At 71.0% G+C, this 13,922-nt stretch carries 11 protein-coding genes and 3 pseudogenes; 6 read left to right on the top strand and 8 right to left on the bottom strand.

What is annotated here, in order from left to right; translation table 11 throughout:
- Positions 1–46: 46 nt before the first annotated feature.
- From ABGB06_RS09325 to ABGB06_RS09300, 6 genes and pseudogenes are all read left to right on the top strand, one after another.
- The gene (locus ABGB06_RS09325; RefSeq protein ID WP_347587196.1) at positions 47–340 is read left to right on the top strand and encodes a hypothetical protein; all 294 of its coding nucleotides are present in this window, start codon (positions 47–49) and stop codon (positions 338–340) included.
- Complete coding sequence (locus tag ABGB06_RS09320) at positions 337–723, top strand: hypothetical protein (RefSeq protein ID WP_347587194.1); 387 nt, start codon at positions 337–339, stop codon at positions 721–723. Before ABGB06_RS09325 ends, ABGB06_RS09320 begins: the two co-directional genes overlap by 4 nt.
- A 2-nt stretch (positions 724–725) precedes the next feature.
- The gene (locus ABGB06_RS09315; RefSeq protein ID WP_347587192.1) at positions 726–2,684 is read left to right on the top strand and encodes a hypothetical protein; all 1,959 of its coding nucleotides are present in this window, start codon (positions 726–728) and stop codon (positions 2,682–2,684) included.
- Positions 2,685–2,864: 180 nt separating this feature from the next.
- Positions 2,865–3,092 (top strand): annotated as a pseudogene (locus ABGB06_RS09310) (transposase); the annotation flags it as partial.
- Between the two features lie 71 nt (positions 3,093–3,163).
- Positions 3,164–3,367: a hypothetical protein gene (locus ABGB06_RS09305; protein WP_347587191.1), complete on the top strand. Its 204-nt coding sequence runs from the start codon at positions 3,164–3,166 to the stop codon at positions 3,365–3,367.
- 54 nt (positions 3,368–3,421) lie between these two features.
- Positions 3,422–3,613 (top strand): annotated as a pseudogene (locus ABGB06_RS09300) (hypothetical protein); the annotation flags it as partial.
- Positions 3,614–3,747: 134 nt separating this feature from the next.
- Here ABGB06_RS09300 and ABGB06_RS09295 read toward each other — a convergent pair.
- The 8 genes and pseudogenes from ABGB06_RS09295 to ABGB06_RS09260 form a co-directional block, all read right to left on the bottom strand.
- Positions 3,748–4,599: a hypothetical protein gene (locus tag ABGB06_RS09295; RefSeq protein WP_347587189.1), complete on the bottom strand. Its 852-nt coding sequence runs from the start codon at positions 4,597–4,599 to the stop codon at positions 3,748–3,750.
- Positions 4,600–5,416: 817 nt separating this feature from the next.
- Positions 5,417–5,548: pseudogene (locus ABGB06_RS09290) on the bottom strand (IS5/IS1182 family transposase); the annotation flags it as partial.
- 203 nt (positions 5,549–5,751) lie between these two features.
- On the bottom strand, positions 5,752–8,421 hold the full coding sequence (locus ABGB06_RS09285) for a Gfo/Idh/MocA family oxidoreductase (RefSeq protein ID WP_347587187.1): 2,670 nt from the start codon (positions 8,419–8,421) through the stop codon (positions 5,752–5,754).
- A gap of 17 nt (positions 8,422–8,438) precedes the next feature.
- The gene (locus tag ABGB06_RS09280) at positions 8,439–10,394 is read right to left on the bottom strand and encodes a phosphotransferase (protein ID WP_347587185.1); all 1,956 of its coding nucleotides are present in this window, start codon (positions 10,392–10,394) and stop codon (positions 8,439–8,441) included.
- On the bottom strand, positions 10,391–11,314 hold the full coding sequence (locus ABGB06_RS09275; protein WP_347587183.1) for a hypothetical protein: 924 nt from the start codon (positions 11,312–11,314) through the stop codon (positions 10,391–10,393). The genes ABGB06_RS09280 and ABGB06_RS09275 overlap by 4 nt, the downstream gene beginning before the upstream one ends.
- The gene (locus tag ABGB06_RS09270; protein ID WP_347587181.1) at positions 11,298–12,200 is read right to left on the bottom strand and encodes a hypothetical protein; all 903 of its coding nucleotides are present in this window, start codon (positions 12,198–12,200) and stop codon (positions 11,298–11,300) included. Before ABGB06_RS09270 ends, ABGB06_RS09275 begins: the two co-directional genes overlap by 17 nt.
- Positions 12,197–13,366 (bottom strand): hypothetical protein, encoded by a 1,170-nt coding sequence (locus ABGB06_RS09265; RefSeq protein WP_347587179.1) that lies wholly within the window; start codon positions 13,364–13,366, stop codon positions 12,197–12,199. Before ABGB06_RS09265 ends, ABGB06_RS09270 begins: the two co-directional genes overlap by 4 nt.
- Positions 13,359–13,703 carry a hypothetical protein gene (locus ABGB06_RS09260; protein ID WP_347587177.1) on the bottom strand — a complete coding sequence of 115 codons (345 nt, stop codon included), beginning with the start codon at positions 13,701–13,703 and terminating at the stop codon, positions 13,359–13,361. Before ABGB06_RS09260 ends, ABGB06_RS09265 begins: the two co-directional genes overlap by 8 nt.
- Positions 13,704–13,922: the final 219 nt, after the last annotated feature.

Genomic DNA, 13,922 nt, shown 5'->3' with positions numbered 1-13,922 from the left:
CTTTGGGGCGTAAGCCGCCCCGGAAACCACCCCGGAGGGTGTCGTCATGTCCTCTGCTTCTTCTCGTGCGGCGCGAGCACTGACGAGGGACGAGCTGCTGGCGCTGCCGGCGGTCGTCGATCTCGACACCGCCAATCGCGCCCTCATGATCGGCCGCTCCACCGGCTACGACCTCGCCAAGCGCGGCGCCTACCCGGTCAGGCTCCTCCGGCTCGGCAACGCCTACCGCGTGGTCACGGCGGAGCTACTCAGGCTTCTGGCACTCGAACGACAGGAGCCCGAGGAGGGCACCGGCGAGAAGTGCCCATGGGCTGTCGAATCTGGAGGTGGAGACCGATGACGACGATAGAGGGTCTCGCGGCGGCGTTGGCCGGCGAGCGGGTGGAGGCGGTGCTCGCGGCGTCCTGGGACGTGCTGGACCTGGCCCAGCGGGTGGCGGACGCGGTCACGTGGGCGGAGGGCTTCGACGAGGTGCACGCGATGGCGGCGGCCGAGGCCTGTGCCACCGGGATGGCCGGTTTGCTTCCGCCGGGTGATGGTCAGCCCGTGGAGGTGCCCAGCGATCCCGTTGCCGCTGTGGCGCCGTGCGTGGAACTGCTGGAGCTGACGGCGCGCCGGCTGATCGCCGTGGCCCAGCGGGAGCCGGCGGCCGCGCCACTGCTGCGGGAGGTGGCGGGCCACGCGGCGGGCGCGGGTCGGGCGCTGAGCGCCGTCCGGAGCTAGGCATGGCGGCGCCCTGGGGTGAGTACATGGACGTGGCGGTCGGCCACGTGCGGGCGGCAGCTGCCGAGCTGCCGGCGGCGGCCACGGTGCGACCGCTGGAGCAGCTGCGGGTCCTGGTGGAACGGATCGGGTCCTACCCCGCCGTGCTGTCCCGCCCCGATGCGCGTGGCGTGCCGTCCGCGCGCGGCACGGAGTTCGGCCGGGCGGTAGAAGGAGCGCTGGAAGGAGTGCGCGAGGCGGCGGCAAGGGCGACACGGCCCGGCGCCTCAGCCGATGGCACCGTAGGCCCGTTGAGGACGGCTGGCGAACAGGTGGCCGCGAGTCGGGACCTGCTGGGCAGTCACCGTCTCCCCAACGGGCGTCCGGCAACGCCGTACCTGCGACTGTTCGCCCAGGCGGCGGTGCAGCGGCACGTCACTGCCCGGCTGGCCGGGCTGATGTGGGAGACCAGCCGGGTGCTGGCCGGCCTGGCGGATCGGCACGACGAGCCTGCTGTGCGGGCGGCGCTGCTGATGGCCCGGGAGGAGGCGGTGCGCGCCTCGGTGTTGGGGCGGGTGGCCGCAGCAGAGGGGACGGCCGCGGAGATCGAGGCCCTGCCGGTCGCGCCCGTGTTCCTGCCGGATCGGCTTGAGGCTCCTGATCTGCGGGGGACTGTGCGGCGGGTGGAGGACGCCTGCGACGGGATTGGCCGGGCGGTGCACGAAGCCTCCCTCGGCGGCGGCGAGCGGCCGTTGAGCGGCTCGGACCTGCGGCAGATGGCGCGCTCTCTGGCGCTGGGGCACCTGCTCGCCGGGCGGGTGCTGCTGCACCTGGCCGACGAGCAGCACTCCGAGCTCGCTGGTGGACTGAGGCAGACCGCGGGCCAGTTGCGAGGGGCGGCCATGGCCTGGCAGGAGACCGCCGCGGCGTGGGAGCACATCGTGGATCTACGCGACCCACGCGAGCATCCCCGCCTGCCGCGGTTCTCCTACGACATCGTCAGGAACGGTGGAGCGGTCCCACTACCGCGTACCACCCCGCACCCGGCGACCCTGGACGCGCACGCCCTCGCGGTTCGCTGGGGTCAGCTGCTGTACGGCCCCGGGTGGTCGCCGACCGCCGGAGCCCGGGCCGAGCCGCGACCGGCCAAGCAGGTGCTGAGGGACGCTGGCGGACTCGGACCGCTGCTCGCCGGGGTCTACCGGCTGCCCGCGACCGGCGAGCAACTCGCCCAGGCCGGACCGCACATCCTCCACGCCGCCCGCCCCGCTTTGGTGACCGTCCGGATCGAGGGCCGCCCCCTGGGCCTGCCCCGTCAGCTGCGGTGGTACCCCGTTCCCGCCCGCCACCTCGACGCCCTGGCGAATGCCTACCCGCCGGCAGCCGACGCCGAGCACCAGGCCGTCGCCGCCACGCTGGCCACCGCCGAGATCGCAGGCACAACGCTTCCCCGCGCCCGCCTCGACGCCGCCCTCCACCGCATCTCCATCCCGCCCGGCAGCCCACCCCTCGACGCGCCCTACGCCTCAGCCGCACAGGAGCGCAAAGCCGCCCGGGAGGTGGCTCGCGCATACACAGCCTGGACACGAACCGACATGGGGGCGCGGACCAGGGAATCACCGACCACGGCGACCCGCGCCCTCCGCGAAGCCTGGCGGGCCCTGATGCCCGACGAGCCCTCCGCCGAGCGGCAAACGGCCGCCATCTATCACGAGGTCGCCCGCACAGCCGGCGACGCCGCGGGCGCGGCCGCCGGGGCGGGCCGGTTCCCCGCCCAGAACATCTCCGCCCTGCGAACGGTCGCGGAACACGCCCAACGCCACTCGATCCGCCTCGCGGCCACCCTCCGTTCCACACTGCCCGCATCAACGACGCCACCAGCACCGCAGCCGCAGACCGACACTGTCCCACCGACGGGCCTCCGTCGCATTGACAGGGGACCGGCGTGTCCTCCAGACACCACACGTCGGCAGCATCGCTGAGCCGCCCCACCCGGAATCACTCTCAACAGTGGCTCCGGCCGCAGCCACGGCGAGACGTTCACGGCCAGCACGAGCCGGCCGCCTACCGCCCCTCGGAAGACCGGCAGCGCGGCGCGGCCGATCCACTTCGAAGCGGCTACGGTGAAGTCCCCGTACAGGCAGGGGGCCCGGCGGTGTTCCGGCACCGGTCTGGTCATCCCGCACCGCCGGAAGCGCAAGGACGAGGAACTGCCCGCGTGGAAGGAGGAACACAACCGCTCGCACAAGAGCGTCCGCGCCCGAGTCGAGCACGTCTTCGCCCGTATAAAGGGCTGGAAGATCCTGCGCGACTGCCGTCTCAAAGGTGACGGCGTGCACCACGCCATGCTCGGCATCGCCCGCCTGCACAACCTCGTCCTCACCGGGTGACGGAAACAAGAGCAGGTCAGTCACCAAGCCGCAGATCATTTACGGGACAATCCTTAGCCGGACTTGAGCCGGTGAAGGACTACGACACGATCAAGCTCGCGGTCGCCGTCCTAACCTCCATCGCCACGGGTGTGATCACCTACCTCGGCGGTCTGGAGGACATCGCGCTGCACTTCGCGACCGCTTGCGGCGCACTTGCGGTACTGCTGCTGTTTGGTGAGCGCTCCCAGCAGCTGATGGATCGCTTCATGAACATGATCATCCCCGGCCTTTAGCGGTGCATCAGGCTACGTATAGCTTGATGGGAGTGCCTATCAACGGCGGATCTGATGATCAAGGAGACGCCAGATGACCGAGTCCCTGCTAAGCACGAGCCGGCTGAGCTGCCGGTGGAGACGCCGTCGAGTGCGGCGCCGGATGAGCAGTTGATCGCGATGCTCGTGGACCGGGCCCGGGGTGGGGGCCTGCAGCTCACGGGCGAGGGCGGGTTGCTGCAGCAGCTGACCAAGCGCGTGCTGGACGACATGCCCTGCGGCTGACCGGCCCCCTCGCCTTTGAAGAGTCCGATCCTGCTGCCCCGAGGTGACGACGCATTCCGGTCACGCTTCCGCTCGCGCCGGCTCCCAAGGTGAGCCTCTGGTTACGGACAGCTCGTCTAGTCGAACAGAGTGTACCTCAACGCGCCTAGTGCCGTGAGGGGCACCAGGAGCCCGCCCGTGCGGTCCGTGCGAGTCTTAGCTACTAAGCCAACGATGCGATGGCTCGCGATGTCCATGGCGGGCGCACCACCCACTCCTTGCTCAAGGCTTCCCTCTACTCGGATCCATTCTCCGTACCTGCCAGCGACCGTCAGCATGCAGGAGGATGGCCCCACTCTGCCGGTCCCCTCGATGTCGGTATATGCCATGAGTAATAACCGACTGCCCAAATCTGGCCTTCGATCCAGTTCCAATCCTCCCCTCGTGTCAGTCATAGGCACTCCGACTTTTAGCAACGACACACTGGGGTACGGGCTCTCATCGCCGATCGTCGGAGTAGCCGACGGGAATGTCTCGATCAACTCCGCGTTCACCTTATGAGGGCCGCGGCGGACCCACACATCCGCGTCGCTCTTCTGGACCACGTAGCTCATCGTCACCGCGAGTTTCGGCGTTAGCAGGAGGCCATTGCCGCGAGGACGGGGATTATCACCGCCACCAACCATCACCGTGAGCCGTTCGAGCATCAGTTCTTGACTCTGCAGGTCATTGGACTCCGAGACCGCATCCTGCGCCTTCCAGAATTCAGCCTGATTGAGTTGCCGTTCCAACAACGCGCACCGCTCCTCGGCTGAACGATGACGTTCACGAACCTGCAGCAACTCCTGCCGCAGGTCGTGGATCTCTTGCTCCAAGCGTGCTCGATCACCCGTGCTCAGACGCTCCGGCATCACGGAGATCACCGCAGAATCCGCTCGCGCCTCGCCCAAATCCAGTTGTAGCTGACGAATCTGCTGCTCCCGGTCCATGAGGGTCTCTTCCAACCACCTCTCACGGGCCGCGGCCTGGCGGGCTGACCGGTCAGCGTCAGCCAGTTGTTCCTCAAGCAGTTGCACTCGACTGCTCGGACTTTTGCTCGCAGCCACGGCTGCACGATGTATGCGTCGCAATACCTCCACGGCTTCCGCTGTCGGCAGCGTGCCCCGAAGCTCGCCTACATCGTTCAGCAGGTTGAGTACGAAGTCCCACCGAGGGACCCGTCTGCCAGTCAGGTAACGAGAGACCGTTGATGGATCATAGCTGCGTCGGGCAGCGTACCGGCGGATAGAGACGTCCAAGCCCGCCGCGAGGTCTCGCAGAGCGCGAGCGAGTTCAGTGACTTCTGCAGGCTTGTCAGGCGCGGTCGGCTGCAGCTCTCCCATGTGTCTCCGTTCCGAGTGAGGTGTTGCCAAGTCCGTGGCAACGTGGTGTTGCCCCTCCCGCAGCACCATGGCGTCTCGTGAGTCTGGACAGCATGGATACTGACAAGCGCGGTCTGGACTTGATCGCATTCCTATCTGTCTTGCTGTCTGGAACCATACTCATCTGGGCCGGAGCGAGACCAGAGGAACTGGCGGTCATGGCGGCCGGCCTGTCCGGGTTGTATGGGTGTTGGCACTCGAGTGGCCGCTCATACCGGAGTCGCCACCAAGATCACCACTCGTCTTCTCGGTCACGACAGGCACCGAGGCAAAGAGATCACCTCGACCGATGATCACCACGCTGACGGGCTCAGGGTGACTACGCTGCCTAAGGATTGTCCCGTAAATGATCTGCGGCTTGGTGACTGACCTGCTCTTGTTTCCGTCACCCGGTGAGGACGAGGTTGTGCAGGCGGGCGATGCCGAGCATGGCGTGGTGCACGCCGTCACCTTTGAGACGGCAGTCGCGCGGGATCTTCCAGCCCTTCATACGGGCGAAGATGTGGCTCCGCCGAGCCTCATCTTGACAAATCGGCAGCGGCGCGTAGCCGTCGGAAGAGGGCCACTTGCTGCAAGATGCATCAGGAAGTCTGGTCGTCCCCCGAGGCTGCCAAGCGTCGCAAGCGGCGAGCTCAAGCGCCGTCGCTGACATCCCCGGTCGACATCGACGACGGTGGACATCGGGTGTCAGGTTGTGCTCCGTGGGGTGGCTTTACCAGGTCAGCCGGACACAGCCAGTGCGGCTTTGGTATGCGGGGCCGTGCGATGGAGGTGGTTGGCGAGGGTGGCGATGCGGTGGAGGGGGGTCAGGTCGGGGGGAGCCGCGGGGCTGGTGGCGGTGAGGTGGGTGATGGCGTGGTGGAGGGAGGTTTCCAGGGGGGAGTCGTGGAGGATCTCGTCGTGGAGGGGTTGGCCGTTGTGGGTGGCGGTGAGGCGGTGGTGGTTGCGGTCGAGTTGCCAGCCGTTGGGGGTGGTTACGGGTTCGAGGTGGAGGGCGAAGTGGGTGGTGCCGGCGTGGAGGGTGACGTGGCGGTGACGGTCGTCGGTGGGGCGGATGTTCTGGCGCCAGGGTGAGCCCGGGGTGGGGGAGGGGCCGAGGAGGATGCGGGGGCCGAGGATGGAGGAGGCCAGTTCGAGGTGGAGTGGGCCGCCGTCGTCGCGGGTGAGGGTGGTGCGTTCGGTCAGGGCGGAGACGAAGAGGGCGGGGTCGTAGGTCGCCCAGAGCTGGCTGGTGGTGGGGTCGGCGGTGAGGTGGGCGTCGAGGAGCGGGGCGGGGAGGATGCGGGCGAGGACGGCGAGCATGTGGAGCCACTCGTAGCCCAGGACTCCGTAGTCGCGGTCGATGAAGCGGCCGGCGGCGATGTCGCCGGTGCGGTCCTTGGTGAAGGTGATGCTGATCTGGTGCGGCGGGGCGTCGGGCTCCAGGCGCTGAACGAGGTCGGTCAGGGCGGTGAGGGCTCGGGAGTGGCGGTACTGGTCGTTGACGAGGACGCGGGCGTTCGGGTGCCGGGCCAGCAGGGTGGTGAACGCGTCGATCTCGGTGGGGCGGCAGGCGGGCTTCTCCAGCAGGACGCGGGCGGCCGGGTCGTGGGCCAGGACGGCGCGGAGAACGGGGAGGTGGTCGGTGGTGGGGCAGCAGATCGACCACAGGTCGATGCCGGCCGCGACGCTCGCGGGTAGCTCGCTGACCTGGTGGGTGAAGGCGCGGTGCGTGGTGGGCAGGTCCTGGTGCTTGGGGTCGATGATGGTCAGGTCGGCGCCGAGGCGTTCGAGGATCTGGGTGTGGAGGCGGCCGGCGACGCCGTAGCCGACGACGCAGGCGTGCTTCAGGGGCGGCTGCTCGCGGACCGTCGTTGGAGTGGGCGGGTTGAGGTAGAGGTCGTAGTAGGACTCGAAGAGGCCGGCCTGGGCGATGGCGGTGTCGGCCGGCTCGGTGTGGAGGCCGGGCGGTAGCCGGTTGGGGTCGGCGCACAGGCGGGCGGCGGCGATGAGGGTGGCGGCGCGGTAGGCGTCGTAGCCCTGGTTGGGGATGGAGTCGGCCTCGAAGAGGTTGAGGCTGCGTCCGTCGCCCAGGATGGTCAGGGCGCGGCCGTCGCCGAGCTGGTAGTGGAGGCCGATGCCGGGGATCTCGTCGGCCTCCCGCTGGGCGAGCAGTGAGAAGTCGCGGGTGGCGAACGGCGCGAGGAACACGCCGTCGGGCAGGAGCGGCAGGTCGTTTTCGGTCAGGGCGGTCTCGCCGGTGGTGCCGATGACGCAGAACGGCTTGGTGGCGCGCAGGGCTTGGGCCGCGGTGCGGAAGGTGGTGTAGCCGGCCTCGGCTGCGGTGATGAGGGTGGGCAGGTTGGTGTCGACGACGGCGAGTCGGCAGCCCAGGGCGCGCAGCGCCGGGGCGAGGCGGGAGCCGAGGGTGCCGTAGCCGATGAGCAGCACGGTGCGGCCGATGAACTTGCGGTCGGGGAGGATCGTGCGCAGCCGGCGAAGGCAGGAGTCGGCGATCTCGGGGTAGCCCAGTTGGGTCTTGATCTGGGAGCGGGCCATGTTCAGCACGGGGATACCGAGCGGTCCGGCGGCGGCGATGCGTTTGATGCCGCAGACGGTCAGTTCCAGCGCGGCGTCGACGCGGCGTGGGGCGTCGGCGGCGCCGTAGCCGCGGGCGAGGATGCCGCCGTCGTCGACCACGAGGACCCTGCGGCCGGCGGCGTGGGCGGCGTCGATGAACGCGTCGATGTCGGCGCTCGCGCGTGCCAGTTCGGTGGCGTGGTCGGCGGGCTGGTTGATGACGGTGTTGTCGAGCACGCCAGTGCGGTAGCCGCGGGCGCGGAACGTGGCGCGGACCCGGTCGCGGCCGGCGGTCTGGTCGCCCTTGTCCAGGGCGTAGATCCACTCCGGCGGGATACCGGCATGCTCCATGGCCAGGACGAAGCCGACGCTGTGTTCGAGGAAGTGGTCGCGGAAGATCAGGGCCCAGCCGTCGAAGGCCGGGTCGGGGGCGGCGTGGCGGCGTAGGAGGGGCATTGAGCCGCGAATGCCGTCGAGTTCGTGCGGCGTGTAGGCAGCGGTCACTGCGGTCAGCCGCTCGTGCAGTTCCTGGACGATGTCGGCTTCGACGTCGGGACCGGGGTCGATGAGGATCTCGACGCTGGCCGGTGGCGGTAACTGGTGGCCGAGCGTCCGGGGCGGCTGCGGGGCCAAGGACTTCCAGCGCAGCGTCACCTCCCGGCCTGGGCGGGACGCGTCGGTCAGCTCCACGACGCCGTCACGGGCGGGTGCGGTGGTCAGGCCGTGGGTGGCGGCGATGTCCTGGGTGATGGTTCGGATCTGTTCCTCGTCGATGGGTCCGCGCAGGATGGTCCAGGTGGGACGGCTCGGCTTGGAGAGTGCAGTGGTCATCGTCGCCCTTTCTGTTGTTACGGGAGCGGTCGGCTGCTGCGGGCCGCCGTGGCGAGTGTGGTCTCGACCTCGTCGAGGTGGTCCAGGAGCCGGGTGGTGGCCTGGTGGCGTAGGACCCAGAACCGGTCGAGGTCGTCCTGGTGGAGTCCTGGTTTGAGGTAGTGCTCCTTGACGCCGTACAGGCTGGTGGCGAGTTGGAGCAGCGCCACGCGGGCGCAGGAGCGGACGTCCGCGGCGGGGAGATGAGGGTTGGCGTCGAGGTAGGCGGTCACCAGGGTGATGCCGGCGGTGATCCAGTCGGGGTTGTGGACCACCGAGCGGGGGTCGAACGCGATCCGCCCCAGTTCATAGGCGGCCAGGAACGGCTCCGGCGGTCCGAAGTCGACCACCGCGGTGAGGGTGTCCCCGTCGAAGTGCAGGTTCTTGGGGCTGTAGTCGCCGTGCAGGACCTGGGTGTGCAGGGGCGGCAGATCGGCGAGCAGCGCGGGGAGGCGGCGAAGCTGGGCCCGGCGCTCCTCCAGAGTGGCGGCGGCCTGCTGGTCGAAGGCGTCGGGGTCGGTGCGCTCGTTGACCAGAGTGAGGAGTTGGTCGATGGTGGCGTGCCGCTTGGTCAGGTCGGGGTGCAGCCACCGTTCGGCCTTCGGGGACGGGCCGGGGCTGGCCGGGTGGTCGGCGAAGGCGGCGTGGATGCGGCCGAGCGTGCGGCCGGCCGCGGCCTGCTGGGTCGGGTTGAGCCCGTCCTCGACTGTGTGTCCGGGCATCCACTCCCACACCGACACCGCGGTGTCGCCCTGTCGAGTGATCGGCTCCCCGCCGGAGGAGGGCATTACGGCGGCGACCGGCACGCCGTGCTGGCCAACCAACCGCGTCTGGGCGATCGCCCCGGGCGCGGCGGCCAGGTCGGCGTCGTCGACGTAGTGCTTGACGAACACCACCCGGCCGTCGGACGTCTGGGCCCGGTAGTTGACGCTGACCTGCCCGTCCAGCCGGCGCAGCCAGGCGCCGGTCAGCCCGTAGGACTCGGCGAGGATCTCGGAGATCCGGGTGGTGGAGGGTGAGGTGGCCGTGGAGTGTGGCATGGTCCGTTGCTCCGTCTCTGGCGGCTTCTCGCTCGACGTCACTTTTGGTGAGCGATCAACTACCCTAAGGGGCGCCGAGGGCTGGGGCCGCGCACCGATTACGGCCCGCTCGACCATGCCGTGCCACCACGCGGACGCGGCCCGGTAGCGGGCCAGGCACTCGGTCGCCGTGCGCGGTGTGCCGGTCCACTCGACGGCGACCTCGACAGGTACTCCCGCGACGACCCGCTGGGCCACGAACTGGGTCACCCGGTCATGACCGCCCGCGTGCAGGCCGGTGCCGTCGTCCGACAGGTGCAGCACCTCCGCGCGGGCGAGAACGGCCCCGAGCACCGCGCCCGCTGCCTTGCCGGCTTCGGGGAGTGCGGCGGTGAGCTGGGCGATGTCGGCCAGCAGCCGTAGGCGAGGCGTGCGGTCCAGCAGTAACTCCAACGCGACGTGAGCGGCCGGGGCCAGCCACCGCGGGTGGTGCAACTCCACCAGCAACGGCAGCGCCGCGTCCGGGACCTCGCCAGTGCGTAACGCCGCGAGGTAGCGGCCGCGCGGCTCGGTACGCGCCAGCAGCCGCACCCAACCCGCCCCAACCATGGCCGCGGCGTCGGCGAGGCGAAGCAGTTCCTCGCGCGCCGCGGCCCGCAGGGTGGCGGAGCCGGCGAGCACCTCGGCCAGGTCCACGTCGGCGGTGACGCCGGTGATCGGCACCCCGGCCTGCGCGGCGCAGCACCGCCATCGCCGGAGGGTGGCCTTGTCGCGTCGGGCGAGATCGAACCCGCGTGGGCCGCCGCGCAGATGCAGGAACGGGATCCCGTGCCCGCCCGCCCAGGCAAGGAGGTCGGGGACGTCGAGACCGCGCACCGAGATGCTGTACAGGCCGACCGGCCCGGAGGCGTTCATCGGGCCTCCCAGTCGAAGAGGATGACCGGTTCGGCCGGTCGCCCGGGAGAGCCCAGCAGCCGGTAGATCTCGGGCGCCTCGGCGCCGGGGACGATCCGGCACCAGGCGGAGAGCTGTCCGGGGGTGAAGCGTTCGGCGAGCCAGGTGGCGGCCGTGGTGTAGGCGTCCTGGTAGTACCCGGGCGGGGCGGGCGCGAGTTCGTGCATCCCGATGACGGTCCATCCGCCCCGGTGCGCGCCCAACGCCGTCACGGCAGCGGTCCGCGGGGGAGTGCCGAGCAGGCCGAGCGTTCCGCCGGGCCCGAGCAGCGCGGCGGCACGCTCGGGCGTCCCGGCGGCGTCGATGACCAGGCCCGAGTCCCCAGGGTGCGTGCCGTGGAGCCAGGGCGCGCACCGCACGCCTGGCACCGAGGCGATCGCTGGGTGCCGGCGGGTGGTGATCACGCGCATGCCGATCGCCCCGCGGCGGAGCAGTTCCAGCGCGCAGCCCAGCGCGACAGGGCCGGAGCCTACGATGACGGTGCCGTGCAGCGTCGTGTACGGCGGCACGCGTGCGAGTCCGATGACGGCGAGCTGTTGGAAGCGGGCCACCGCCGCCACCGTCGCGGGCACCCCGGGCGGGGCGGTGACCGCGCCCGGGAGGGTCGGGTCGAACGCGGCGCCGTGCGGCACCGGTGCAAGCGTCCAGCCCTCGGCGTCGCTGCCTCGGCCGAGGGTCATGTAGCCGGCGTCGCGGGAGGCGCCACCGGCGAGGTGGCGGCGTTCGGTGCCGGGGCTGAGCACGCTGAAACGACCCGCCACCATGCTCGCCGGCGTCGGGACGGGTGGTTGTAGCCGGGCCCGGCCGGCCACCAGCCGCACCCGGGCGCCGACGTAACGGTGGTGGCCGGTGCCGGTACCGGTGTTAGCGGAGGGCGTCATGGCTCTCCTCGGCGTGATCGACGGCGAGGCGCGCCGCCCGTGCGGCGATGGCGTGCGGCGAGCCCCACAACGCGTGCACCGGTAGCGCCTTCGTCAGGGCCCGGATCAGGCCGAGCCGATGGCGCGCGGCCGGCGCGTCCTCCAGCGAGCGCAGCGGCATCGTGTCCCGCTCGTGTGCGAGGAGCCGGTCCAGCAGGTGCCCGCTGGCTCGCAGCCACACCGTGGCCACGACGTGCTCGTCGAGCAGCTCGACGGCACCGTCGCTGGCGGCTGGGTCGCCATCAACGTCCGCCACCACCACGGCCGACACCGGCACCGGCCGCCCCGGGGCGGCGACGGCCAGCTCGGCGCGCCCGCCCAGGTCCACGATCGGCGGACCGACCGAATCCAGGTCGAGGTCGGGGAACCACCGGCGGGTCGGCGCGCGTCGGGCGAGCATCGCCGTGGTGCCGCCGAGCACCGCCGGAACCGGGCCCGTGCAGTCCAGCAGGGTGACGTCGCCGGCCAGCACCCGCCACCCCGAACCCGCCAGGGCGAGCGCGACCAGGGTCTTACCCGCTCCGTGGCCGCCCAGCAACAACACCGCCCCGCCGCCGTCGGGCGAGCACAGGCTGACGGCGTGGACGCACAACGTTCCGTACTCCAGGTGCATCCGATGCAGATGTGCGCCCAACCACCGCCGCACATCCTGCGGACCGAGCCCGCCCGGCACCCGGACCACGCCGGTCAGTGCGGCCGGGAGCCGGGAGGGTACGACGTCGGCGGCGGTGCCGGGCAGATGCGGCGCGATCTGCGGCCACCACGTCGGCAGCGTCAGCGGTGCCTCGACCACCAGCAGCCGGCCCGCGCTGAGCACGGCGACCGGCCGGCTGCCCGTGGCGCTCACCGGACGGCCCTCGTGGCCGCGGCGGCGGGCTTGGCCAGCAGCGAGGTCAGGAACGCGGCGTTCCCGCCCGACTCATGACCGAGCACAACGGCGTGCGTGGGCAGGCGTCCCAGCGCGGCGGCCACGGCCGCCCGGGCGTGCGCGGTCCCGCCGACCTGGCCGTCCATCAGCCCGAAGATGTCGGGGTAGGAGTCCTCCTGGTCGCCCATCATGAAGTCCGACTCCGACACCGCGACCCGGCGTCCAACATCGATCCCGGGCACAGCGCCCTCGCGGACGGCCGGGAAGAACACCGCCGCCACCCGGCCCGAGGACGCGCAGGCGACGTCGAACCACTCGGCGAACTCGTGCGGCCGCAGGTGCGCCTTCAACTCCCGCCCGTCGGCGCCGAGCCGCCCGGTGCACCCGGCGCCGATCGCCGCCGTCACCTTCGCGTCCTGCGACGGATGCGGCTCGGCTCCGCCGAGGAGACGTGTGCGCACGACCCGCGTCCACCCCAACGCACCCAACAACCCCAGGCCCACAGCCGCGCCGGACGGCCACGGCGCCAGCTCCACGGCACCGTCGTCGCGGGCACGGGCGAACACCCGGTCGTTGCCGAGCAGGCGCGCGCCTCGCGAGGCCAGAGTGAGCGCGGCCGTGGACTTCCCCGCACCTCGCCCGCCCAGAACGAGCACGGCCCGACCGTCCGCAGCCACCACGGCGGAGGCGTGCAGAACGACCCATCCGGCTCTGATCAGTTGCGCACGCGCCAACTCGCGCGCCGCCCGGACGCCAGCCCGGACCAACGCCTCCGGCTCGTGGCCGTGCACCTCCATCCGCCCGGTGGACGGGGTGTAGCGGAAGGCGACGCGCTCGGTCGGAGTCACGGCCACCACGCTGGTGCCGGAGCGGAGGCGGGCGTAACGGGTCGCCGCCCGCGGGTAGGGCACCTCGCGCCAGGCACCGCCGGCCAGCTCCCGCTCCAGGTCCTCGATCCCACCGAGCCGGGCGGTGACCACAGGCCCCGTCGTTCCCTGACCAGGCGCGCCGTCCCACCACGGGGCGACGTAGCGGGCAACCTTCTCGACCACCGCCGGGAGCGGGGACCTGACCGTCACCGTCGTCCCGGCCACCGACAACCGAACCGCGCGGCCACCCACGCGGGGCGGGAACCACTCAGCCATGTGCCACCACCCCGTCCGGCAGCAGCGCCGCCTCTCGTCGGGGCCACCCCATGACCACCACCGCGCCGCCCGCAGCCGCGATCTCCGCGGACACCCAGGCGCGTTCCTCGGCCAGGACGGAGATCATGCTCTGGCTCATCACCAGCAGGACCTGCGCCCCACCGGCTCGGACGAGGTCCAGCGCCTTGCCCAGCTCCGGCTTCTCGCTGGGGTCGACGCAGCCCATGCGGTCCTGGAACCGGGCCACGACCTCCATGCCGTGCGCGGCCGCGTAGCAGTCCAGCAGTATCTGCACCGCCTCAGCCCGACCGTCGCGGACGACATCGAAGTAGGTCACACACGGCCGGGTCGAGGACGCGGAGCTTCCGGCAGACGTGTCAGGCGTAGTGGCGGTATGCCGCATGGGAGGTACCTCCGTGATGCGGGCCCGAGGAGCGCTCGATTCGGTTTGATCAGAACGCTCGACTCTTGAGGACGGGCCCCGAGACGTTGATGACGCCTCATCACCGTGACGCCTCCGAGGTCAGCGGACCAGGGTTACAGGGGGTTGCGGAGG

Origin of the sequence: Streptomyces sp. B6B3 (assembly GCF_039871525.1) — a bacterium.
GTDB lineage: Bacteria > Actinomycetota > Actinomycetes > Streptomycetales > Streptomycetaceae > Streptomyces.
The sequence above is the reverse complement of the archived record's forward strand: the minus strand, read 5'-3'. Positions and strand labels throughout refer to the sequence as shown.